Source organism: Pseudomonas sp. BC42 (assembly GCF_021560055.1).
Lineage (GTDB): Bacteria > Pseudomonadota > Gammaproteobacteria > Pseudomonadales > Pseudomonadaceae > Aquipseudomonas.
This window is the reverse complement of record NZ_CP091067.1, coordinates 1,959,708-1,981,177: the sequence shown is the minus strand read 5'-3', so window position 1 is coordinate 1,981,177 and position 21,470 is coordinate 1,959,708. Positions and strand designations below refer to the sequence as shown.

Here is a 21,470-nt window from a genome sequence, read left to right as displayed (position 1 = left end):
CTGGCGCATTAAAGACTCGCCCGCTAGATTCAGGACCATTAATGATCAAGGCCAGCCTCATGACCACCCAACCCTCTACCGCGGACACTTGCGAACAGCTGCTGCTGGATAACCAGGTATGTTTCGCCCTGCACTCCACATCGCTGCTGATGACCAAGGTCTACAAGCCATTGCTGCAGCGACTGGGTCTGACCTACCCGCAGTACCTGGCCATGCTGGTGCTCTGGGAGCGCGACGGACTGACCGTGGGCGAGATCAGCCAGCGGTTGCTGACCGATCCGGGCTCACTGACGCCACTGCTCAAGCGCCTGGAAGCCGAGGGCCTGCTGAGCCGGACCCGCAGCCGGGAAGATGAGCGGGTGGTGATTGTGCAACTGACCGAGCAGGGTCGCGCCCTCAAGGATCAGGCCCGGGAAATCCCCCAGTGCATCCTCGGCGCCAGCGGCCGCACGGTGGAGCAGTTGCGCCGGTTGCAGGAGGAGTTGCAGGTACTGCGGGGGCATTTGCAAGACAGCCTTTGAGGCGGCATCGATCAACCAGCTCCCAGCGGCGGGAGCTGGTTTTCGCAATGAAAATATATCTTTTTTAAAATCAACTGCTTGGCGCGAATTGATGGGCTTTTTGCGGTGTTCCCTGAAAAATTATCTTGCACACTAAATATTGGCGCAGTACATTTATTTCGCACTTACTTGGCGCGCAAACTATTAGCGCAAAAATAATCGATACGAGGCTCTCGCCATGCAAACTCTCTACACCGCTGTTGCAACCGCCACGGGTGGCCGTGATGGTCGCGCCGTCTCCAGTGACAATATCCTCGACGTCAAACTGGCCACTCCCAAGGAGCTGGGCGGTGCCGGTGGGCAGGCCACCAACCCGGAACAGCTGTTCGCCGCCGGCTATTCCGCCTGCTTCATCGGCGCACTGAAGTTCGTGGCCAGCCAGAGCAAGCGCAAGATTCCGGACGACGCGTCGATCACCGCCCACGTCGGCATCGGTCAGATCCCTGGCGGCTTTGGCCTGGATATCGATCTGCATGTACGCCTGCCCGGCCTGGCCCAGGATGAAGCGCAAAGCCTGGTGGACGCGGCGCATCAGGTCTGCCCCTACTCCAACGCCACCCGCGGCAACGTCGATGTGCGCTTGCACGTTAGCGTCTGAACGGCAAACGCCAGGCATAAAAAAGCCCGACTCGAAGTCGGGCTTTTTCATGTACAAGGTCGAGCCAGGATCAAACCTTGGCGCGGCCCTTGTAGGAACCGCCTTCGCGGGTATCGATCTCGATCATGTCACCGATCTCGATGAAGTCCGCAACACTCAGCTCGGTACCGTTTTTCAGTTTGGCAGGCTTCATCACCTTGCCCGAAGTGTCGCCGCGAGCGGAACCTTCGGTGTAGTCAACCTGACGCACGATGGTGGTCGGCAGGTCAACGGAAACCAGACGGTCTTCGAAGAACACGGCTTCGCAAACGTCGGTCATGCCTTCTTCGATGAACGGCAGAACCGCTTCGATGTCTTCGGCGTTCAGCTCGTACATGGTGTAGTCGGTGGTGTCCATGAACGTGTAGGTGTCACCGCTGATGAACGACAGGGTCGCTTCTTTGCGATCCAGGATCACGTCGTCCAGCTTGTCGTCCGCACCGTAAACGGTTTCGGTCTTGTAACCGGTCAGCAGGTTCTTCAGCTTGGTCTTCATGATCGCGCTGTTACGACCGGACTTGGTGAATTCAGCTTTCTGAACCAGCCAAGGATCGTTGTCGATACGGATCACGGTACCGGGTTTGAGTTCTTTACCAGTTTTCATTGCGAATATCCGAATTTGGATGGGATTTACAAAAATCTAGGCCGCGTATCATATCCAATTTAGGTAAAACTGCACCAGCGCCGCAGCAAGATCGGCCTGCAAGCCTTGTTCCAGACACCATTGCTGGGCATGTGCGGCGACTTCCGGCCAGTGTTGCAGCAGGTTTTTCCAGGGTTCGGTCATCGCGGCCTCGGTATTCCAGGCCTGCCACAGGGCCAGTACCGCCGCCTTGGCGCCCGGGGAAAGTGCCCGGGTGTACAGGACAAGAAAAGCCTCGAGCTTGTCCAGGTGAATATCTTCGTCCTGGCGATAGATATGCCAGAGCATCGGCCGCCCGGCCCATTGTGCGCGCACGAAGGAATCCTCCCCGCGCACCGCGTTGAAGGCGCAGCACCACAGCAAACGGTCGTAATCTTCCTGGCGCACAAAGGGCAAGACCTGGACCGTCAGCGACTGACGCACCTGCAGACTGCCGACCGTCAGAGATTCCACTCCCAGCCAGCGCTGCACGTCGCCCAGAATACGTCCTTCAGGCACCAGCAAATGAGTCGGTCGCGCATCGGCGGCCAACGCTTCCAGCCAACTGCCAAGGCCGGCGTTTTCGTAGGCAAACAGCGACATCAAGCGGCTATCGGCGGCGGGAGTCACTCCCAGGCCCTGCAGAAACTCCTGCTGGGCCTGGCGATCGGCCTGAAAATGCCGGCGGCGCTCAAGCAACCCGGCTTCGCGCAGCAAACCGCCCGTACCAGGCTGGAATCCGGGGAAGAAAAAGTACTTCTGTACGCCACGAAACTTCACTGACGGCAGGCCGTGGCAGCCACTGACCCAGTCTTCCGCACTCAGGTAATCCAGGTTCAACCACAGGGGCGCCCGCTCGCGGTCGGCCATGGCCTCCATATAGGCGTGGGGCAACTGGCAGGCGAACGCGGCAATCACCACATCCGCGGCCGCCTCAGCCTGCCACTGGGCCGACCAGTGCCGCACCTCGACCCCATCCTGTTCCTGGCGCTGCCGCTGGGTGTCAATTTCCGGGCAAATCCTTTCAAAGGCCCGCAGATCATCGACCCACAAGCGCACCGCGCATTGATGCTCGGCCACCAACTGCCGGGCCAGACGCCAGGTCACGCCGATGTCGCCGTAGTTGTCGACGACGCTGCAAAAAATGTCCCAGGAGGCTTTCATTCCAGTCCCCGATTGGCAAAGGCGCCGATTGTCCGCATAAATGCTCCTGCGCAGAAGAGCCAACCTCGATTAATCTTCGTGCGACAATCAGCCCTCGCCCACTACCGCCCGCCAGGAGGCAACCATGTCCTATCGCCCGCCCGCTCGTCGCCCCTTGCGCATCAGCTTCAATGCCCTGGCGCTCAGCGGCAGCATTGCCCTGGGCTTGTGGCTGGGTTTTCTGGCGATTGCCCTGACTTGCTGGCTGGGTTCGCACTTTCTCTTCAGCCAGCAACTGGCCCCTGTGGCGCAAGCCGTACAGCAATTGGCGAAGCCGCCGGTAGTGGCGCCGGAGCCACCCAATCGGATGTTCGAGCAATATCAGGACAACCTGCGCAAGAACGAAGAACTGCAATCCCTGGATAACGCTCGCAGCAACCCGCGCAACCTGTCCAACCCCAAATGCCAGTTCTGGTTGCAGCAGGACCAGACCGCGCCCAGTGACAAGAGCCGGGCCAATGTCCTGCAATTCTGTAATTGATCATGAATAAACAGTCTGTCTGCCAACTGATTCTGCAACAGCTCCGGGACGACCTGGAGGTCGCGGTACGGGCCGCACAAACCGCCTACGAAACCGCCACCCATGAAGAGAACATCGCCGAGAACAAGTACGACACGCTGGGACTTGAGGCGTCCTACCTGGCAGCCGGGCAGGCTCGCCGGGTCGAGGAGATCCGCCAGGCATTGAGCCTCTGGCAAAACCTTGGCCTGCGTCCCTACGACGCGCAGTCAGGGATCCAGGTCGGCACGCTGTTGGGACTTGAGGATGAAAATGGCCGCGAACAATGGCTGTTTCTCGGTCCGGATGGAGCGGGCTTGAAAGTCCAGGTGGTCGGACAGCTGGTAACCGTCATCACCCCGCGCTCCCCGCTGGGCAAAAGCCTGTTGGGCAAGTTCGAGGAGGATGAGGTGGAAATCGTGGTGGCGGGGACTCGGCAACACTTCACTGTCACCGAGGTCCGCTAGGATCAGTGAACCGGCAGTTCGACGCCGTCGAACAGTTCTTCCAGTTCCTGCTTGTTGTGGCAGGCAATGGCCTTGGCCATGACTTCGCGAGTCAGGTGCGGAGCGAACTTCTCGATGAAGTCGCACATGAAACCGCGCAGGAAGGTGCCGCGACGGAAACCGATCTTGGTGATGCTCGACTCGAACAGCTCACTGGCATCCAGGACCACCAGGTCACTGTCGAGCTTGGTGTCGACGGCCATCTTGGCCACGATGCCCACGCCCAGCCCAAGGCGCACATAGGTCTTGATCACGTCGGCGTCGGCGGCGGTGAACACCACCTTTGGCGTCAGGCCGCGATGACTGAAGGCTTCGTCGAGCTTGGAGCGGCCGGTGAAACCGAATACGTAAGTGACGATCGGGTACTCGGCCAGGGTTTCCAGAGTCAGTTTCGGCAACTTGGTCAGCGGGTGGCCCTGTGGCACCACCACGCAACGGTTCCAGCGGTAGCACGGCATCATCACCAGATCGCCAAACAACTCCAGGGCCTCGGTAGCGATGGCGAAATCCACGGTGCCGTCGGCGGCCATTTCGGCGATCTGCATCGGTGAGCCCTGGTGCATGTGCAGGGCCACATCCGGGTATTGCTTGATGAAGCTGCTGATCACCGGAGGCAAGGCGTAACGCGCCTGGGTGTGAGTGGTGGCAATCGACAGGGTGCCTTTCTTCTCGTTGGAGAACTCCTGGGCGATCTGCTTGATGCTTTCGACCTTGCGCAAGATCTCGCCGGCGGTAGTGATGATCCGCTCGCCGGCCGGGGTCACCCGCGTCAGATGCTTGCCACTGCGAGCGAAGACCTCGACCCCGAGCTCGTCCTCGAGCAGACGGATCTGCTTGCTGATACCCGGTTGCGAGGTGTAAAGGCTTTGCGCGGTGGCTGAAACGTTGAGGTCGTGGTGCGCCACTTCCCAGATGTAGCGCAATTGTTGAAGCTTCATATGAATCCCTCAAAGCAGGTAGACGCCACGGGTATCAGCGACGGTATATAACTATATTAATGGTCAGGAGAATAAATCTAGAACTTTTATTCAGATTTTTCCATTCCGCCCTCAGGCATCCCCCTGCCGTCGACGCTGGACCAGCGGCACCAGGTAAACCGGCACTTTGGACAACTGCAAAACCCGTGATGCGGTGCGCCCCAGAGGAGTTTGCGCACCGACCCCGTGGCTGTGACTTCCTACGATCAGCAAATCCACCGAGAGTTTCGCCGCCTGCTCCAGAATCACTTGGGACGGGTCACCCTGAAGCACCCGCACCGACTGGATCAAGCTCAGGTCGTGCATGCCTTCACCCAGTTCCTCGCGAAAACTGTCCAGTACCCGCTGTTCGATATTGGCCATCACGGTGCTCAGGCCCTGGCGATGAAACTCGTTCAGCGACTGCTCGTCCAGATAGCTCTGCAACACCGATTCGGCGAACAATCCCATGGGCTCCACAGCGTGCACTACATGTAAGTCGGCATTGAACGTTCGAGCCAGCTCCAGGGCATGCTGCATGACAAAGGGAGCGTACAGACCGAGGTCCGTGGCATACAGCATCGAACGAATCATATGACCTCCTCAACTGCCAAGATGGCGGAGATGGATTCAGCTTAGCAGTGCCAGGAACTGTGGGAGGCTGGAGGCAAAACCACCAGGTTTCGGGCTCAAGTCCTGGCTTCGTTGCTGATGCCATGAGGCACATGACCGGTAGCGACCACCTCGCGAGCGGACTCGCAATGACCGGCCTGGTCGTCGAAAAAAACATCGGCGGCGAAGGCTTCGAGAAAGGCCGCTTTCTCCAGGCCGCCCAGGAACAGGGACTCGTCGAGACGGATGTTCCACTCGCGCAAGGTGCGAATGACCCGCTCATGGGCCGGTGCCGAGCGGGCGGTGACCAGGGCCGTGCGGACCGGGCAGGCGTCGTCGGCAAACTCGCCCTGAAGCAGATTCAGCGCCGCCAGAAACCCCTTGAAAGGTCCTCCGGGCAGAGGCTCCCGCGCCGACTGCCGCTCACTGGCCTGAAACGCTTCCAGACCTGCGGCCTGGTAGACCCGTTCCGAGTCGTCGGAAAACAGCACCGCATCGCCGTCGAAGGCGATGCGCAGTTCGCCATTGGCAGCGCGTCGGGCCCCACCGGAAAGGATCGTTGCAGCGGCGAATCCGGCCTCCAGTGCGCTGCGGACATCGTCGGCATGAGTGGAGAGAAACAGATCGCTGCCGAAGGCTGCCAGGTAGGGATAGGGACTGCGCCCCCCCACAAATGCCGCACGAGAGATACCCAGGCCGTAATGTTCAATCGAGTTGAACACCCGCAGGCCGGTGTCGGCACTGTTGCGCGACACCAGCACCACCTCGACCCGCGCCCGGCCCAGGCTGGCATTCAGGCTCAGGAGTTTCTTCACCAATGGAAAGGCATCGCCTGGCTCAAGAATCTCGTCCTCGTGCTCGATCTGATATTGCCGATAGGCTTCGACGCCCTGGGCCAGATAGACCTTATGGCTTTCGCTCAGGTCGAACAAAGCGCGCGAAGAGATTGCCACCACCAGTTTGCCATCCAGTCCCTTTGCCATACCGCGCCCCCTTCAGGTCATAAGCTCAAACATGGTGCCGGTCGATAAAACACAGGCTCTGGTACAACGCCCGGATTTTCGGCAACTCGCAACCCGCGGCCCGTGCCGCTGCCAAAGGTGCAGCATAAATAGCCGCCAACTCCAGAGGGCGCTGATGCAGGAAATCGTGGTACATGCTCGGCCAATAATCGGGCATGTGCTCAGTGGACCTGAACAGTTGCTGTGCATAAGCCTCAGGGATCACATGACCGCAAGCCGCAGCCCCCTGCAAGACTTCCTGCATCAGGTCCTGAATCAGCTCGCGACTGGCCGGGTCGGCCATGAGCGGCGTGGTGCTGGCCTTGAGCAGCACCGACAGGCCGTTGTACGGCACATTCCACACCAGCTTCTGCCAGCGCGCCTGATGCAGATTGTTCATGGCCTGGGAGTCGAGCCCGGCAGCACGAAACAACGCCGCCCCCTCCTCGACCAGCGCCTGGCTCAGGGCCGGATCGGCACTGGCCGGACCACTGTGGTAACCCAGGTTCACCGCCCCCAGAGCCTGGTGTTCGATCTGGCCGGGGCCCGCGCGATGCACGCAGATAAAGCACAAGCCGCCTAATAGATGCAGCGTGTCGGGGAGCTCGGCACGCAAGGCGTCCTCCACGTCCAGCCCGTTTTGCAGCAACAGCACCTTGGCCCCAGGCGCCGCCGCCTGGATGATCGCCGGCGCCAACTGGACATTGTTGGTGGTCTTGGCGCCCACCAGCAGCCAGTCACAAGGTGGCATCTCTTCGGCACTGGCGTATGCCTGCACCGGCTTCAGGCTCAACACCCCATGCTGGGCGCTATTGACCCGCAGTCCCTGCTCCACCACCGCGGAGAACTCGCTGCGCAGCAGAAAATGCACGTCGAAACCGGCCCGCGCCAGCATCACCCCGTAAAAACCTCCGATCGCTCCGGTTCCGATAATGCCTATACGCGGCTTACGGTCTGCACCCATCAAGGCAACTCCTCTGGCATTCGATTGAGCGCCTGACGCAGGCCCGCAATGAGCGCATTGGGCGTCAGCCGCGATTCTAAGGATCCATAAAACTCACCGTCGCGCACCACGAACAGCGCCGGCAGGTGAAACACCTGATAGCGCTCCACTGCCCCACCGTTGTCGCCCGCATCGACCCAGCACAGGCGCGCGACCGGCAGTCCCATCCCGGGCAGCTGTGATCGTGCCCAGCGACAACCGGAGCAACCGGGGGAGGTGAAAACCACCAGGGAAACGCCATCCAGGCTCAGTAATTGCTGGTCGATGTCGAAGTCGGTCAGTTCCAATTCGATCACTATACTGGGGGAAATAATGTCAAATGGACGACACTCGGAGTCTGCGGTCATGGGACGTTTTCTGCCTCATCCTGATGATGTTCCGGTTGAACTGACCCTGCGCAAGTACGCCTGCATTTCGCGCCAGCGGTTGCACACTATCAGCCTCGGTGGCATGGCGTGCAATTACCACCGCGCCTGGCGCCACGGCACCGCGCTGGAGGTGCACATGCCCTCGCTGGGGGAAAACGCACGCTACAACGGTTATGTTGCCTGGTGCCTGAAACGCAAGCGCGGCTATCTGGTGGGTATCGCCTTCGTCGATGAGCAAACCCTGTTCAGCGCTCGCATGGGCGAGCAGGTGTGCCAGATCGCCCGCTACTGCCGCCTGCATGAACCGCTAAGCGAACAGCAATGCATCGAAGCCCTGGCTCTGGATTGGGTCGAACGGCATGCAGAAGACTATTCGCAAGACCGTGTACACCAGGCTTTTGTGCAGCCTTAGCCCAATAAAACCGCCCCTTGCCCATTGTAGAGTCACCGGCTAACGCGCTAAGGTTCCGCTCCCCGACGCGCTCAAATCCGCTGTGCTCCGCCGCGCGGGGATCGCTGGCGGCCGGCACCCGTGACCTGACGAGTAACACGATGGCTGATTTACCGATCAACGACCTAAACGTCGCCTCCAACGAGACCCTGATCACCCCTGATCAACTCAAACGAGACATCCCGCTGAGCGACACCGCCTTGCGCACCGTGACCAAGGGTCGCGAAGTGATCCGCAACATCCTCGACGGCACTGACCATCGGTTGTTCATCGTCATCGGGCCCTGCTCGATCCACGACATCAAGGCAGCCCACGAGTACGCCGAGCGACTCAAGGCCCTGGCGGCGGAAGTTTCCGACACCCTGTATCTGGTGATGCGCGTTTACTTCGAGAAACCGCGGACCACCGTTGGCTGGAAAGGCCTGATCAACGACCCGTACCTGGACGACTCGTTCAAGATTCAGGACGGTCTGCATATTGGTCGCCAGTTGCTGCTGGACCTCGCGGAAATGGGTCTGCCCACTGCCACTGAAGCTCTGGACCCCATCTCCCCGCAATACCTGCAGGACCTGATCAGTTGGTCGGCCATCGGTGCCCGCACCACGGAATCCCAGACCCACCGCGAGATGGCTTCCGGCCTGTCCTCTGCCGTGGGCTTCAAGAACGGCACCGACGGCGGCCTGACGGTAGCGATCAACGCCCTGCAATCGGTTTCCAGTCCCCACCGCTTCCTGGGGATCAACCCACAGGGCGGCGTGTCGATCGTCACCACCAAAGGCAACGCCTACGGCCACGTAGTATTGCGTGGCGGCAATGGCAAGCCCAATTATGACTCGGTCAGTGTCGCGGTCTGCGAACAGGCCCTGAGCAAGGCCAAGATCAAGCCGAACATCATGATCGATTGCAGCCACGCCAACTCCAACAAGGATCCGGCGCTGCAACCACTGGTCATGGAGAACGTCGCCAACCAGATCCTCGAAGGCAATCAGTCGATCATCGGCCTGATGGTGGAAAGTCATCTGAACTGGGGTTGCCAGGCCATTCCAAAAGACTTGTCGGACCTGCAGTACGGGGTGTCGATTACCGATGCCTGCATCGATTGGGAAAGCACCGAGAAAACCCTGCGCAGCATGCACGCCAAGCTCAAGGATGTACTGCCGAAACGCGATCGCAGCTGATCACATTCGCCAGACACAAAAACGCCGGGCCAAGCCCGGCGTTTTTCATGGTCGCCCCGATCAGAGCTTCGCGGCGTGACGCTGATGGCGTTCCATGTAGCGTTCTACATAGGAGCAGGAAGGAATCACTGTGTAGCCCATACGTTCGGCGTACTCCAGTGCCTGCTCGGTCAGCGCCGCGGCAATACCGCGCCCACGCAACGCATTGGGCACGAAGGTGCGGTAGATATCCAGGGTTTGCTTACCCAGGTCCATATAGGTCAGGTAGGCACGATGACCGTCCACATTGGTCTCGAACTGATGACCAGCCTGGTCATGGTGGATGGACAACGCCTCGCTCATCACTACTCCTTGCGGGTCTGGAATGCTGACCCCTACCTTACCGATGTTTTTCCGGCGAAGGAACAACTTACGCCACCTCGTGCCAGTCGGACGCCGAGTAGAAGCTACCGCTCTTGCATCGCGAGCACGTTACAAAATAGTAGGCGCCCTTGGCGCAAATGCTCAAGCCACACTCGTCACAGATCAGCGCAAATACCCCAATCGGGCCTTGCAGGAACCACTGCCCGGTTCAGCGCATGAATGGGTTGAGGCTATACATCGCCGGATGCTGGAACTTAAGACGAACAGCGCTTCTTAAAGTCACCGGCGAGATGGATAAAGATAGGCCAAGGCTGCGCGGAATCTGAAGAAAAGTGTCGGTCACGCAATATAGAACGACTTTAGCCTAGACTCCGAAACAGTGATCGGAAAAGTCCGTGAGCAATGCTGGCAAACGAGCAGCACCCTCTGGCAGAGCCTTGCGATTGAATATTTTTTATACAACCGCCCAAAAAGTTGCTCGAAAAAGAATCACCACCTAGAATTTTTTTTGCTTCTTGCGCTACGTCAGTTTACTTACTACAAGTAATGGGTAGTATGTACGCCGGTTATTTCCCCACTCTGGGGGGATAGCTACTAATAGAAAGTCCTTGAAGGGGAACACGATGAACAACGTTCTGAAATTCTCTGCTCTGGCTCTGGCCGCAGTTCTGGCTACCGGTTGCAGCAGCGTATCCAAAGAAACCGAAGCTCGTCTGACTGCTACTGAAGATGCAGCCGCTCGTGCTCAGGCTCGTGCAGACGAAGCCTACCGTAAAGCTGATGAAGCTCTGGCTGCTGCTCAAAAAGCACAACAGACTGCTGACGAAGCTAACGAGCGCGCTCTGCGTATGCTGGAAAAAGCTAGCCGCAAGTAATAGTCCCTCGGGATTGTTAACAAGCCGATCCATTTTTTGGATCGGCTTTTTTATTGCCCGGAGTTTTTCACCGGCAATAAAAAACCCGCCGCTGCCAGTCGACATCGGCGGGTTTCTATTACAGCGCTTACTGCTGCAGATCGTAGGACAGGTTGGACGTCGATGCCGCAGGCGCTGCGGTCGTCGGTACCGCGATCTCCACTGGCAGCCCGTCTTCGGCGGCCACTACATCACGCACCACGTCCCAGTTCATACGCAGGTTATTGGCAAGATCTTCGCGCTTGAGCAAGGCATTGATCACCGCAGTGTGTTTATCGACCACTGAAGGATTGCCCTTGTCATCCAATGGCGTGTGCGCCTCCAGATAGACTTTTCCGCCACTGACGCCGAACTTGTACGGCTCGTTGATGATGCGCACCGAAGTTCCGACCGGAACCATGCCAGCCATCTCCAGCACGTTGTTGTTGAGCATGCGGAAACAGCCATGGCTGGTGCGCATGCCAATGCCAAACTTCTTGTTGGAACCGTGAATCAGGTAGCCGGGGGTGCCCAAGGTGAACTTGAATGGTCCCAAGGGGTTGTCCGGCCCGGCAGGTACGACGCTTGGCAACGGGTCACCGTCGGCAGCGTGTTCTGCCCGGATCGACGCCGGTGGCGTCCAGGTCGGATTCGGAGTCTTCGCGGTGATGCTGGTGTGCGCGATCGGCGACCCCCAGCCCTCACGCCCAATGCCCAGGGGGAAGGTGTAAACCACATTCCGCCCTTTGGGAAAGTAGTACAGGCGATACTCCGCCAGGTTGATCACAATGCCTTCACGAGGCCCGGGAGGCAGGACAAAGCGAGTCGGCAGGACCACCTCGGTGCCGGCTCCTGGCAACCAGGGATCGACCCCCGGGTTGGCTGCCACCATTTCCAGGTAGCCCAGGTCGTAGGCGGTACCCAGATCGGCAAAGGTGTCTTCGTACTTGGCCTTGATCACCTGCACCTGGCCGACGATATCTTCACCGGGCGGCGGTAGAGGCAATTCCAATGCTGCAACGGGACCGGCCACACACAATGCGGCAAGTGTCAGGCAGCGGGTGACGGCAGGGAGGCGCGGCAACATCCGGATAATCCTTCGCATGAACAACGAGTGATAGAAACGCGATTGTACACCCCCGCCCCGAGGCTACGGGAGCCAAGCGGGGAGACAAGCACAGACACATGAAATCCCTGTCGCAACGGTCGGCGATCGACCGCCTACAGCTCGAAGCGCAGCTCAGGCCAGATCGGTGGCGTCCCGCGCTTTTGTGACTCCAGGATCGCCCGACACAGAGGGCAGAGTCGCTGGTCCTGGAAAATCGTCCGATCCACGCTCGACCAGCGCGGCTGCGCAGGCAGCAAGGTGCCGCACAAGGTCCGGTCGGCCGAACCACCCAATTCCAACTGCCGAGTCACCAGATGCACCCGAACTTCCTGACAGGCGAACAGGTCAAGCTGCTCATCAGGCTCGATCAGTTGATAGGCAAACAGGGACCAGGCGGGACGCGGCATTGGGGGCTCCAAATCGGGGGCGCCACATTAGCCGAAACACTGCCACTAGAAAAGCGTCAAAGCAGCGGTTTTAGCGTCGGCCAGACATTTTCCAGCAACTTGCCCTGGGCCGCTGCCGCGGGGTGCAAACCGTCCGCCTGCATCAGTTCGGGATGACCGCCGACCCCTTCGAGAAAAAACGGCACCAGGGCCACCTGCTTGTCGCTGGCCAACTGGCTATAGACCTGGGCGAACGCCCGGGTGTAGCGCACACCGTAATTGGGCGGCAACTGCATGCCCAACAGCAGAACCTTGGCCCCGTCGGCCTGAGCACTGTCGATCATCGACGCAAGATTTTGTTGCAATTGCTGCGGCGGCTGGCCGCGCAAGCCATCGTTGCCACCCAATTCAAGGATCACCACTTGCGGCTTATGTGCTGCAAGCAGCGCCGGCAGCCGCGCCTGCCCCCCCGCACTGGTGTCGCCGCTGACCGAGGCGTTGACGACCTTGTCGCTAAAACCCTGGTCCTTGAGCCGCTTCTCCAGCAGGGCCACCCAACCATCGCGGGTATCCAGGCCGAAAGCCGCACTGATACTATCGCCCACGATCAGGACCGTACCCGCCGCTGCGTTCTGGGCCATGCACATCAAGGCCAGGCCGGCACTCAAAAACCATACACGCATCGGATTCTCCATGGGCGCAAGCATTCTCACTGCGCGGAACCTTAGCAAAGTGGTTCCCAGCGCGGAAGGTGAACTGACCATCCTGCACGAACTCGACCTGGAGCTGAATCAGGGCGACAGCCTGGCCATCGTCGGCGCCTCCGGCTCCGGCAAATCCACCCTGCTCGGCCTGCTGGCCGGACTCGACCTGCCCAGCAGCGGTGAAGTGACCCTGGCCGGTCAGGCCCTGAGCCGCCTGGATGAAGATCAGCGGGCGCGGATCAGGGCCGAACACGTGGGATTCGTCTTCCAGTCCTTTCAACTGCTCGACAGCCTCAATGCTCTGGAAAACGTCATGCTGCCCCTGGAACTGGATGGCCGCCGTGACGCCCGAGAGCGAGCCACCGAGTTGCTGCAGCGAGTCGGCCTCGGCCAGCGCCTGAGCCACTCGCCACGCCAACTGTCCGGCGGCGAGCAGCAACGAGTAGCTATCGCCCGGGCCTTTGCCGCCGAACCCGATGTGCTGTTTGCCGATGAACCCACTGGCAATCTCGACAGTCACACCGGCGAACGCATCAGTGACCTGTTGTTCGAACTCAACAAGGAAAGCGGCACCACCCTGGTGCTGGTGACCCACGATGAACGCCTGGCCCATCGCTGCCGGCGCCTGATCCGTCTTGAAGCGGGCTTGCTGGTCGCCCCTCTGGAGCCTTGATGGCACGCATGCCACTGTTGCGCCTGCTGAGCCTCGCCGTCCGCCAGTTGCTGCGCGACGCCCGCGCCGGCGAGTTGCGCGTATTGTTCTTTGCGTTGCTGGTCGCCGTGGCGGCAAGTACCGCCATCGGCTATTTCGGCGCCCGTCTCAATGGCGCCATGTTGCTGCGCGCCACCGAGTTTCTCGGCGCCGACCTGCTGTTGGAGGGCAGCTCGCCGGCACGCCCGGAACAAATCGACAGCGGGCGCGAACTTGGGCTGGAGCATGCACGCATTGTCGAATTCTCCAGCGTCATCGCCACAGACAACGGCATCCAGCTGTCGAGCATCAAGGCCGTGGACTCCGCCTACCCGCTGCGCGGCCAGCTCAAGAGCGCAGCAGCTCCCTACGCCAGCGAAGAATCGGGCGGGGGGCCGAAGGCGGGCGAGGCCTGGGTCGAGTCACGACTGCTGACCGCCCTGAACCTGAAGATCGGAGACAGCATCGATGTCGGCCTGCAGACCCTGCGCCTGGCGCGGGTCCTGACCTATGAGCCCGACCGGGCCGGCAACTTCTACAGCCTGACGCCCCAGGTGCTGATCAGCCTGGATGACCTGCAAGCCACCGGCGTCGTCCAGCCTGGCAGCCGGGTCAGCTACAAGGAACTCTGGCGCGGCCCCGCCGCAGCCCTCGAACACTACCGCCAATTGATCAAGCCGGGACTGGCAGCCAACCAGCGACTGCAGGACGCCCGAGATGGCAACCAGCAGATCGGCGGCGCCCTGGGCAAGGCCGAGCGCTACCTGAACATGGCCAGCCTGGTGGCAGTGCTGCTGTCGGGTGTCGCCGTGGCCTTGTCAGCCAATCGCTTTGCCGCTCGCCGCTTCGATGCCAGCGCCCTGTTGCGCTGCCTGGGCTTGTCACGCCGGGAAACCATGCTGCTGTTCAGCGTGCAGTTGGCAGTGCTGGGGCTGCTGGCCAGCCTCGCCGGCGCGCTGCTGGGCTGGCTGGCCCAGCTTGGCCTGTTCTACCTGTTGCATGATCTTTTGCCCAACGACGTGCCACCTGGAGGACTGCTGCCAGCCATCGCCGGGATTGGCACCGGGCTGGTCGCCCTGGCGGGATTCGCCTTGCCGCCCCTGGCCGCACTGGGACGGGTCCCACCATTGCGGGTCCTGCGGCGCGACCTGCTGCCGATTCCCTCCAGCACCTGGATGATCTATGGCGCCGCGCTATTTGCCCTGGGCCTGATCATGTGGCGCTTGAGCCTGGATCTACTGCTGACCTTCGCCCTGCTCGGTGGCGGCCTGATCGCTGCACTGTTCCTGGGCGGATTGCTGCTGTTGCTGCTGCAAAGCCTGCGTCGCCTGCTGGCCCGGTCGTCCCTGCCCTGGCGCCTGGGGCTGGGCCAATTACTGCGTCACCCCCTGGCGGCGGCCGGGCAATCCCTGGCCTTCGGCCTGATTCTGCTGTCCATGGCCTTGATCGCCCTGCTGCGGGGCGAGTTGCTGGATACCTGGCAGAACCAGTTGCCCAAAAATGCCCCGAACTACTTTGCCCTGAATATACTGCCGGCCGAAAAGCAGGCTTTCAGCGATCGCCTGGTACAACTCTCGGCGCCCTCGGCACCGCTGTATCCGGTGGTTCCCGGACGCCTGGTGAGTATCAATGGCGAACCTGTGAGGGAGATCGTCAGCAAGGACTCCAGTGGCGACCGGGCCGTTCAGCGTGATCTGAGCCTGACCTGGGCCGCTGATCTGCCTGCCGGCAACAGCATCACCGAAGGCCAATGGTGGTCGAGCCAGACCGACGACCCGGTGCCTGGCGTGTCCGTGGAGGCCAAGGTGGCGCAAAGCCTGAAGCTGAAACTGGGTGACCGCTTGATCTTCACCGTGGCGGGAGTCAATCGGGAGGCCCAGGTCACCAGCCTGCGCAGCATCAACTGGGACAACTTCCAACCGAACTTCTTCATGATCTTCCAGCCAGGCACCCTGAAGGACATGCCCGCCACCTACCTCACCAGCTTCTATCTGAGTCCAGGTCACGACCAGCAGATCGTCGAACTGTCCAGGGCTTTCCCGGCAGTCACCATCCTTCAAGTGGAGGCCCTGCTGGAGCAGCTGCGCAGCATCCTGGCCCAGGTCACTCTGGCGGTGGAATATGTGTTGCTGTTTGTCCTGGCGGCGGGAATGGCCGTGCTGTTTTCCGGCCTGCAAGCCACCCTGGACGAACGCATTCGCCAGGGTGCGCTGCTGCGCGCCCTCGGTGCCGAACGACGGTTGCTGATCAAGGCCCGACGGATCGAGTTCGGCTTGCTTGGCGCGGTCAGCGGCCTGCTGGCGGCCCTGGGCAGCGAACTGATCAGCCTGGTGCTCTACCGGTTTGCCTTCGACTTGCCCTGGCACCCCCACCCCTGGCTATTACTGCTGCCGGTGATTGGCGCGCTGCTGGTAGGCGGAGCCGGAATTTTCGGCACCCGCCGGGCGTTGAACGCCAGCCCCTTGAGCGTCCTGCGCGAAGGATGAAGACTCATGGCTCGCCAGCGCCGGCTGCCGAGCCTACTTCACGTACTCGATCTGGTTGATCCACCAGCAGGTTTCACCCGCCGGGGTATGAACAATGGCTTCGTCGCCCACTTCCTTCTTCAGTAGCGCCCTGGCCATCGGCGAGTCAATGGAAATGTAGTCCTTGCGCAGATAGATCTCGTCATAACCGACGATACGAAAGCGCTTGATCTCGGCGGCCTCGTTTTCCACTTCGACCCAGGCACCGAAAAATACCCGGCCTTCCTGCTCCGGGGCGTAGGTCACCACTTTCATGTCTTCCAGACGCTTGCGGATGTAGCGCACCCGACGATCAATCTCCCGCAGCAGCTTCTTGTTGTACTGATAGTCGGCATTCTCGCTGCGATCCCCCAGGGACGCGGCCCAGGTGACCTTCTGGGTGATGTCCGGACGTTTCTCCCGCCACAGATAATCCAGCTCCTGCTTCAGTGCGTCGTAACCATCCTGCGTGATGAGCTTGGTACTCAATTGGCTTGTCACCTTCCAGCCTTGTAGCGGCTGTTCTGTTATTTGAATTAACCGTTGAACCCGGCCGATCTCGGGCGGCTGCTCTCCCCGCGCATCGTTAACGCAGCACTATCAGATTTGTCCGATTTAGATTTCAGAGAGGTCGGCCAATCATAGAGCCAAACCGCCGAGGCTTACGGCCTCAGACACATTTTAAGCAACAGAGTTTGCACTCGGCGCGCCTGACAACCTGCAACCTACCTCCGCAAAGAACCCGCCACCAACGACCAAAACCTCTAAAAAACAAAGGGAATGCACTAAATGGGCAACATCATTATCGTCGATGACCACCCACTGATCCGACTGGCCATCAGGTCGGTGCTGGAACCCCATCACCACACCATCGTCGCTGAAGCCGACAACGGTGCGGACGCCGTGCAGTTGGTGCGCAAACACATGCCCGACCTGTTGATCCTCGACCTGGGGATTCCCAACCTGGACGGGTTCTCGGTCATCGCCCATATCAAGTCCGCGGACCTGCATGTGAAAACCCTGGTCCTGACTTCAAGCGACTCGAAGAACTTCGCCTTGCGCTGCCTGCAGGCCGGAGCCGCGGGGTTTCTGTGCAAGACCGAGAATCTTCACGAACTGGCTAATGCAGTGAAGGCCATTCTGTCCGGGTACAGCTACTTCCCGGAAGACACTATCAATATCCTGCAGCAGAACACCAATGCCGCCAGCCAGGAAAGCGTACTGATCTCCCGCCTGACCGATCGCGAGATCACAGTCCTGAAACTGCTGGCCACCGGCCTCAACAATCAGCAGATTGCCGACGCCCTGCTGATCAGCCACAAGACCGTCAGTACCTACAAAGTGCGTTTGCTCAAGCGCTTCAACATTTCCAACCTGGTAGCCCTGGCTGAACTGGCAAAGCGCAATGCGGTTGTTTGAATAGCCAGCCCCGATCAGTGCATGAGCAAGGAGCATCCGCCACAGCTGGAGATACGCCAGCCACTGTCTGCTCGATGCAATCACTATCTAAATACGGCGCAGTCAGCAGCAAGCTGCGCAGCGCCGTCGGAGCCGCCGAACCACTAGCGGCGAATGATCAGCCCTTGGCGAGCGACGCGGGTCAATTGCTTGATGACTTCAGCGGCGTGCTCGGCACTGGGTGCCGGAATGACCGCCAGATCAAAGCTGTCACTGGCAAAACGTGCCAGGGACTCGCCCTCTTCGACGAACTGGATCAGAAATGCCGCCGGGCCCGCGGAACGCCGCGGCCAGCCATCGAGATAACGCAACAGGGTGGGTTGGTGCTTGCCGCCAAGAAGAATTTTCGGGTTGCGCTGGGAAAGACTCGCCGTGAGCGGCGCAAGACGTACAAGGGGGCGTGGTGCATTCATCGTATTGTGTCTCTGCCTCTGGTTTCTGCCGGGCAGGTGAGAGGCAACACCGAACCAGCGCTTTAGCGGTATTTCGAAGCCTGCCTGCAGCTTCTATCGATGGTCTTTCGACTCACCTGGCGCCCCGCAAGTAGCTGTTTAAATCGGCGCATGGGCAGCATCCTAGAGAAGCCGGCCGGTCAGTGTCAAGATTTCGCAGCAACGAAAAAGGCCTGCACAGGCAGGCCTTGGAATTTCTCCTAAGGGTTGATCCAGAGCGTCCGAAAGCCACCAGCGACGGACGAATCAAGCCCACGGATTACTTGGCGATCGTTGCATCCAGCGACAGTTTGCCGGCGCCTTCAAACAGCACGGCAAGGGTACCGCCCAGCAGCGCCAGGGCGAATTCATAGCCATTGTTGGCCATGAACAAACCGTGGCTGATATGCACCGAAAAGATTGCCACCAGCAGGGTGAACGACAGGCCCAGCGCAGCAGGACGCGCCAACAGGCCAATGATCAGCGCCAGACCCGCGAAGAACTCGGTACCACCGGCCAGCAACGCCATCAGATACCCCGGCGCCAGGCCGATGCTCTCCATCCACTGAGCCGTCCCCGCCAGGCCGCCACCACCGAACCAGCCAAAGAGTTTTTGCGAACCGTGGGCGGCAAAGATGATGCCGACGAAAATCCGCAAAACGGTCAAGCCATAACCGGCGCGAGTGCTCAGTACGTTTTTGATCAGTGTGCTCATGCTGTGTAGTCCTGTGTAAGACGGGGAAGTTGGTCGCCATATTAATCAGTTTTTATCATGTTAAAAGCGGAATAATTCCGAGATAACAATCAGTATTTTCGATTATTTGCGAGACGCAACTTTTCGCTCCCGAGGCTCCAGCGAGTCCCGTTCACGATCGAAGGCCAGATAGTATTTGTTGACGCTATTAACATAGCTGACCGCGCCCATACCCACCTGCTCCATGGCGATTCGCTCCACCTGGAAAAACCACTGATTGGGATTGAGCCCTCGCCGCCGGGCTTCGCTGCGCATGCCCTGCACCCGTTCCGGCCCCATGTTGTAGGCGGCCAGGACAAAAGCCATGCGCTCGCGTTCGTTGAGCTTGGGACTGGCAAAAAACTTGCGACGAATCATCGCCAGGTACTTGGCTCCCGCCTGCACATTGCTATCGAGGGACTGGATATTGTTGACCCCGACCCGTTGCGCCGCCGAAGGCGTGATCTGCATCAGTCCGGTGGGGCCACTACCGCTCCTGACGCTGGGTTGCAGAGCCGACTCCTTGAACGCCAGGGCCGCCAGATTCAGCCAGTCCATGCCCTGTTCCCCGGCATGCTTCTGCAGCACCGGACGCAGTTTCTCCAGGCGCTGTCGGTCGGCTTGGGCCAGGGGGTAATGCACCTGATACTGACGCCGATAGATGCGCAGGAACGCCACATCCTGATCCGCCGGGGTCTTATAGCTCTTGAGAAAACGGTCGATGCTGGCCCGCAGCATCGACGCATCGCGCCGCACAAACCAGTGCTCCTCGCCCGGCTCGCTGATCTTCAACTGTCGATCGAAACGCAGCTTGGGCAGGATCTTGCTCCAGCGCTCGGCAATCGGCTGCTCGACGATGGTCAGGTGAAAGATTCCCCCCTGGACCATTTCCAGCACGTCCTCCACCGCCAGACTCGGATCCACCCACTCGACCTTGATCGGCGCCAGCTTGCGCAACGCCAGTCGCTGATTGATCTGACTCACCGCCTCGCCGGCGGCACTGCCGGTGGTCAGGGTCAGCGTCTTGCCGGACAGCTGTTCGATCCGCGTGTAACGACGCTCGCCCTTGATACCCACCAACAGCAACGGAACATTGCTGACGATGGGATCGCTGGAACTGACCGCATGGCCCGGCAGAGCCTCCAGTAATTCCCCAGGCGCCACCAGATCGCCCTCTCCCCGCTGCAACGCGCCCAGCAACTGATCCTTGGCTTTGGGAATGATCTTGAGGCTGATTTCCTGTCCGTCACGGGCATGACCATTGAGGTATTGCTCGAACGCGCGCAAGCGATGGTATTCGACGCCGATGGCTTGTCCCTGGACCTCACCGGAGCTGTTGCGGCTCTGATTGACCAGCACCCGCAGCACGCGGCTGCTGCGGATCTCTGCCAGGTCGCGGACCTTGCCGGACGCCAGGGCTTCCGGCGGTCCGGCCAGACGGGCCAGCGCCGGTAAGGGCAGCAGCAGCGACAGGCACAGCGCGAGCAAGATCGAGGGTCGGGTCATCCGTTCTCCGCAGGAAATACTGTTCAACCCTTCGTCGTTTTTTGAAGGCTTGATCGACAGAAACAGAGCGCCTTGAGCGCTGGCAAGGTGCAAAAGAGCAGCGAAACGGCGGCACAATGCCCGGCCGCTACGTGCTTCTGGCAGCAAAAGACAGCGTTAACTCGTTGTAGTTCTTGGCTTTTCTTATAAATCTACAGCTCTGATATGCTTTCCGGCCGCAGGCGGAGATAGCACCATGCAACTCATCGATATCGGCGTCAACCTGACCAATCCCTGTTTTGCCGAAAAACACCAAGCCGTTCTCAATCGCGCCTATGAGGCCGGGGTCTGCCAATTGATCCTCACCGGAACCAGCGTCGATGGCAGCGAACAGGCCCTGGAACTGTGCCAGCAACTGGATGCCGACGGGCAAAGACTGTTCGCCACTGCGGGCCTGCACCCTCACTCTGCCAGCGACTGGAATGCCGACAGTCCGCGGCGCTTGCGCGCCCTGCTCAGCGAGCCGCGGATACGGGCGGTGGGCGAATGCGGGCTAGACTTCAACCGCGACTTCTCCCCTCGCCCGCAGCAGGAAAAGGTCCTGGAAGAGCACCTGGCCCTGGCGGCCGAACTGCAACTGCCAGTGTTCCTCCACGAACGCGACGCCAACCAGCGTCTGCTGGACATTCTGCGAGACTTTCGTGACCGTTTGCCGGCAGCCGTGGTGCATTGCTTTACCGGCGAGCAACGAGCGCTGTTCAGCTACCTCGACCTGGACCTGCATATCGGCATCACCGGCTGGATTTGCGACGAACGCCGGGGCACCCATCTGCATCCACTGGTGCGCAACATCCCCCGGGGACGCCTGATGCTGGAAAGCGACGCCCCTTACCTGCTGCCCCGCAGCCTGCGGCCGAAACCGAAAAATGGCCGTAACGAACCGGCCTACCTGACAGAAGTCCTGCGGGAAGTGGCTCTGCACCGGGACGAAACGCCGCAAGACCTGGCCCGCCACAGCACGGCCTGCTCCAGAGCCTTTTTCAACTTGCCAGAAATTGCTTGACCCATATCAAGATTTTTCCGAGATCATAGCGGCACAATACTGGCACCTTGCCAAT

General features: G+C 60.2%; 26 protein-coding genes. 11 read left to right on the top strand and 15 right to left on the bottom strand.

Translation table 11 applies throughout. The annotated features are described in order from the left end of the window. Positions 1–59: 59 nt before the first annotated feature. Positions 60–521 carry a MarR family transcriptional regulator gene (locus tag L1O02_RS09465; protein ID WP_060841991.1) on the top strand — a complete coding sequence of 154 codons (462 nt, stop codon included), beginning with the start codon at positions 60–62 and terminating at the stop codon, positions 519–521. Positions 522–738: 217 nt separating this feature from the next. Beyond that, the gene (locus L1O02_RS09460) at positions 739–1,158 is read left to right on the top strand and encodes an organic hydroperoxide resistance protein (RefSeq protein WP_060840417.1); all 420 of its coding nucleotides are present in this window, start codon (positions 739–741) and stop codon (positions 1,156–1,158) included. 70 nt (positions 1,159–1,228) lie between these two features. On the opposite strand, the gene L1O02_RS09455 is transcribed toward L1O02_RS09460, so the two are convergent. After that, positions 1,229–1,801: an elongation factor P gene (locus L1O02_RS09455; RefSeq protein WP_007931398.1), complete on the bottom strand. Its 573-nt coding sequence runs from the start codon at positions 1,799–1,801 to the stop codon at positions 1,229–1,231. A 48-nt stretch (positions 1,802–1,849) separates the two neighbouring features. After that, positions 1,850–2,983 (bottom strand): elongation factor P maturation arginine rhamnosyltransferase EarP, encoded by a 1,134-nt coding sequence (gene earP, locus L1O02_RS09450; protein WP_235759793.1) that lies wholly within the window; start codon positions 2,981–2,983, stop codon positions 1,850–1,852. A gap of 124 nt (positions 2,984–3,107) precedes the next feature. Between earP and L1O02_RS09445 the strand changes: the two genes are divergently transcribed. Continuing rightward, the gene (locus tag L1O02_RS09445; protein ID WP_060840419.1) at positions 3,108–3,503 is read left to right on the top strand and encodes a hypothetical protein; all 396 of its coding nucleotides are present in this window, start codon (positions 3,108–3,110) and stop codon (positions 3,501–3,503) included. Between the two features lie 2 nt (positions 3,504–3,505). Further along, positions 3,506–3,988, top strand: coding sequence for a GreA/GreB family elongation factor (locus L1O02_RS09440; RefSeq protein WP_060840420.1), 483 nt, complete (start codon positions 3,506–3,508; stop codon positions 3,986–3,988). A gap of 2 nt (positions 3,989–3,990) precedes the next feature. Here the strand turns inward: L1O02_RS09440 and cysB are convergent, their stop codons facing one another. The 5 genes from cysB to L1O02_RS09415 all read right to left on the bottom strand — a co-directional run bounded on the left by cysB (position 3,991) and on the right by L1O02_RS09415 (position 7,946). Continuing rightward, positions 3,991–4,965, bottom strand: a complete 975-nt coding sequence (cysB, locus tag L1O02_RS09435) for an HTH-type transcriptional regulator CysB (protein WP_011062541.1) — start codon at positions 4,963–4,965, stop codon at positions 3,991–3,993. Between the two features lie 111 nt (positions 4,966–5,076). Next, positions 5,077–5,577 (bottom strand): universal stress protein, encoded by a 501-nt coding sequence (locus L1O02_RS09430; protein ID WP_235759792.1) that lies wholly within the window; start codon positions 5,575–5,577, stop codon positions 5,077–5,079. A 95-nt stretch (positions 5,578–5,672) separates the two neighbouring features. Beyond that, positions 5,673–6,578, bottom strand: coding sequence for a 5'-nucleotidase (locus tag L1O02_RS09425; RefSeq protein WP_060840422.1), 906 nt, complete (start codon positions 6,576–6,578; stop codon positions 5,673–5,675). Between the two features lie 25 nt (positions 6,579–6,603). Beyond that, a complete protein-coding gene (locus tag L1O02_RS09420) occupies positions 6,604–7,560 on the bottom strand; it encodes a putative 2-dehydropantoate 2-reductase (RefSeq protein ID WP_060840423.1) in 957 nt (318 codons plus the stop codon). Further along, positions 7,560–7,946: a thioredoxin family protein gene (locus L1O02_RS09415; protein ID WP_060844287.1), complete on the bottom strand. Its 387-nt coding sequence runs from the start codon at positions 7,944–7,946 to the stop codon at positions 7,560–7,562. Before L1O02_RS09415 ends, L1O02_RS09420 begins: the two co-directional genes overlap by 1 nt. On the opposite strand from L1O02_RS09415, the gene L1O02_RS09410 reads away from it, so the two are divergent. Next, the gene (locus tag L1O02_RS09410; RefSeq protein WP_060840425.1) at positions 7,945–8,379 is read left to right on the top strand and encodes a PilZ domain-containing protein; all 435 of its coding nucleotides are present in this window, start codon (positions 7,945–7,947) and stop codon (positions 8,377–8,379) included. The two genes, L1O02_RS09415 and L1O02_RS09410, sit on opposite strands and share 2 nt — an antisense overlap. Positions 8,380–8,519: 140 nt before the next feature. After that, positions 8,520–9,596 carry a 3-deoxy-7-phosphoheptulonate synthase gene (locus L1O02_RS09405; RefSeq protein ID WP_016967428.1) on the top strand — a complete coding sequence of 359 codons (1,077 nt, stop codon included), beginning with the start codon at positions 8,520–8,522 and terminating at the stop codon, positions 9,594–9,596. Between the two features lie 60 nt (positions 9,597–9,656). Here the strand turns inward: L1O02_RS09405 and L1O02_RS09400 are convergent, their stop codons facing one another. After that, on the bottom strand, positions 9,657–9,938 hold the full coding sequence (locus L1O02_RS09400; RefSeq protein WP_011062548.1) for a GNAT family N-acetyltransferase: 282 nt from the start codon (positions 9,936–9,938) through the stop codon (positions 9,657–9,659). A 644-nt stretch (positions 9,939–10,582) separates the two neighbouring features. On the opposite strand from L1O02_RS09400, the gene oprI reads away from it, so the two are divergent. Beyond that, positions 10,583–10,834 (top strand): outer membrane lipoprotei OprI, encoded by a 252-nt coding sequence (gene oprI, locus L1O02_RS09395; protein WP_003448337.1) that lies wholly within the window; start codon positions 10,583–10,585, stop codon positions 10,832–10,834. A gap of 127 nt (positions 10,835–10,961) precedes the next feature. On the opposite strand, the gene L1O02_RS09390 is transcribed toward oprI, so the two are convergent. The 3 genes from L1O02_RS09390 to L1O02_RS09380 form a co-directional block, all read right to left on the bottom strand. Continuing rightward, complete coding sequence (locus tag L1O02_RS09390; RefSeq protein ID WP_060840426.1) at positions 10,962–11,939, bottom strand: L,D-transpeptidase family protein; 978 nt, start codon at positions 11,937–11,939, stop codon at positions 10,962–10,964. A 134-nt stretch (positions 11,940–12,073) separates the two neighbouring features. Continuing rightward, on the bottom strand, positions 12,074–12,367 hold the full coding sequence (locus L1O02_RS09385; RefSeq protein WP_007931378.1) for a hypothetical protein: 294 nt from the start codon (positions 12,365–12,367) through the stop codon (positions 12,074–12,076). Positions 12,368–12,423: 56 nt separating this feature from the next. After that, positions 12,424–13,029, bottom strand: a complete 606-nt coding sequence (locus L1O02_RS09380) for an arylesterase (RefSeq protein WP_060840427.1) — start codon at positions 13,027–13,029, stop codon at positions 12,424–12,426. Between the two features lie 10 nt (positions 13,030–13,039). On the opposite strand from L1O02_RS09380, the gene L1O02_RS09375 reads away from it, so the two are divergent. Further along, complete coding sequence (locus L1O02_RS09375) at positions 13,040–13,723, top strand: ABC transporter ATP-binding protein (RefSeq protein ID WP_016967432.1); 684 nt, start codon at positions 13,040–13,042, stop codon at positions 13,721–13,723. Beyond that, on the top strand, positions 13,723–16,227 hold the full coding sequence (locus L1O02_RS09370; RefSeq protein WP_108546067.1) for an ABC transporter permease: 2,505 nt from the start codon (positions 13,723–13,725) through the stop codon (positions 16,225–16,227). Before L1O02_RS09375 ends, L1O02_RS09370 begins: the two co-directional genes overlap by 1 nt. A 33-nt stretch (positions 16,228–16,260) precedes the next feature. Here the strand turns inward: L1O02_RS09370 and greB are convergent, their stop codons facing one another. Beyond that, positions 16,261–16,734 carry a transcription elongation factor GreB gene (greB, locus tag L1O02_RS09365; RefSeq protein ID WP_060840429.1) on the bottom strand — a complete coding sequence of 158 codons (474 nt, stop codon included), beginning with the start codon at positions 16,732–16,734 and terminating at the stop codon, positions 16,261–16,263. Between the two features lie 300 nt (positions 16,735–17,034). On the opposite strand from greB, the gene L1O02_RS09360 reads away from it, so the two are divergent. Beyond that, the gene (locus L1O02_RS09360) at positions 17,035–17,664 is read left to right on the top strand and encodes a response regulator transcription factor (protein ID WP_016967435.1); all 630 of its coding nucleotides are present in this window, start codon (positions 17,035–17,037) and stop codon (positions 17,662–17,664) included. A 143-nt stretch (positions 17,665–17,807) separates the two neighbouring features. Here L1O02_RS09360 and L1O02_RS09355 read toward each other — a convergent pair whose 3' ends face one another. The 3 genes from L1O02_RS09355 to L1O02_RS09345 all read right to left on the bottom strand — a co-directional run bounded on the left by L1O02_RS09355 (position 17,808) and on the right by L1O02_RS09345 (position 20,373). Beyond that, the gene (locus L1O02_RS09355; RefSeq protein ID WP_060840430.1) at positions 17,808–18,116 is read right to left on the bottom strand and encodes a hypothetical protein; all 309 of its coding nucleotides are present in this window, start codon (positions 18,114–18,116) and stop codon (positions 17,808–17,810) included. Between the two features lie 298 nt (positions 18,117–18,414). Further along, on the bottom strand, positions 18,415–18,849 hold the full coding sequence (locus L1O02_RS09350; RefSeq protein ID WP_060840431.1) for a DoxX family protein: 435 nt from the start codon (positions 18,847–18,849) through the stop codon (positions 18,415–18,417). Between the two features lie 102 nt (positions 18,850–18,951). Continuing rightward, positions 18,952–20,373 (bottom strand): transglycosylase SLT domain-containing protein, encoded by a 1,422-nt coding sequence (locus L1O02_RS09345; protein ID WP_235759791.1) that lies wholly within the window; start codon positions 20,371–20,373, stop codon positions 18,952–18,954. 235 nt (positions 20,374–20,608) lie between these two features. Here L1O02_RS09345 and L1O02_RS09340 point away from each other — a divergent pair, with 235 nt between their 5' ends. Next, entirely contained in the window at positions 20,609–21,415 is an 807-nt protein-coding gene (locus tag L1O02_RS09340; RefSeq protein WP_108546069.1) for a TatD family hydrolase, read from the top strand. Positions 21,416–21,470 lie beyond the last annotated feature (55 nt).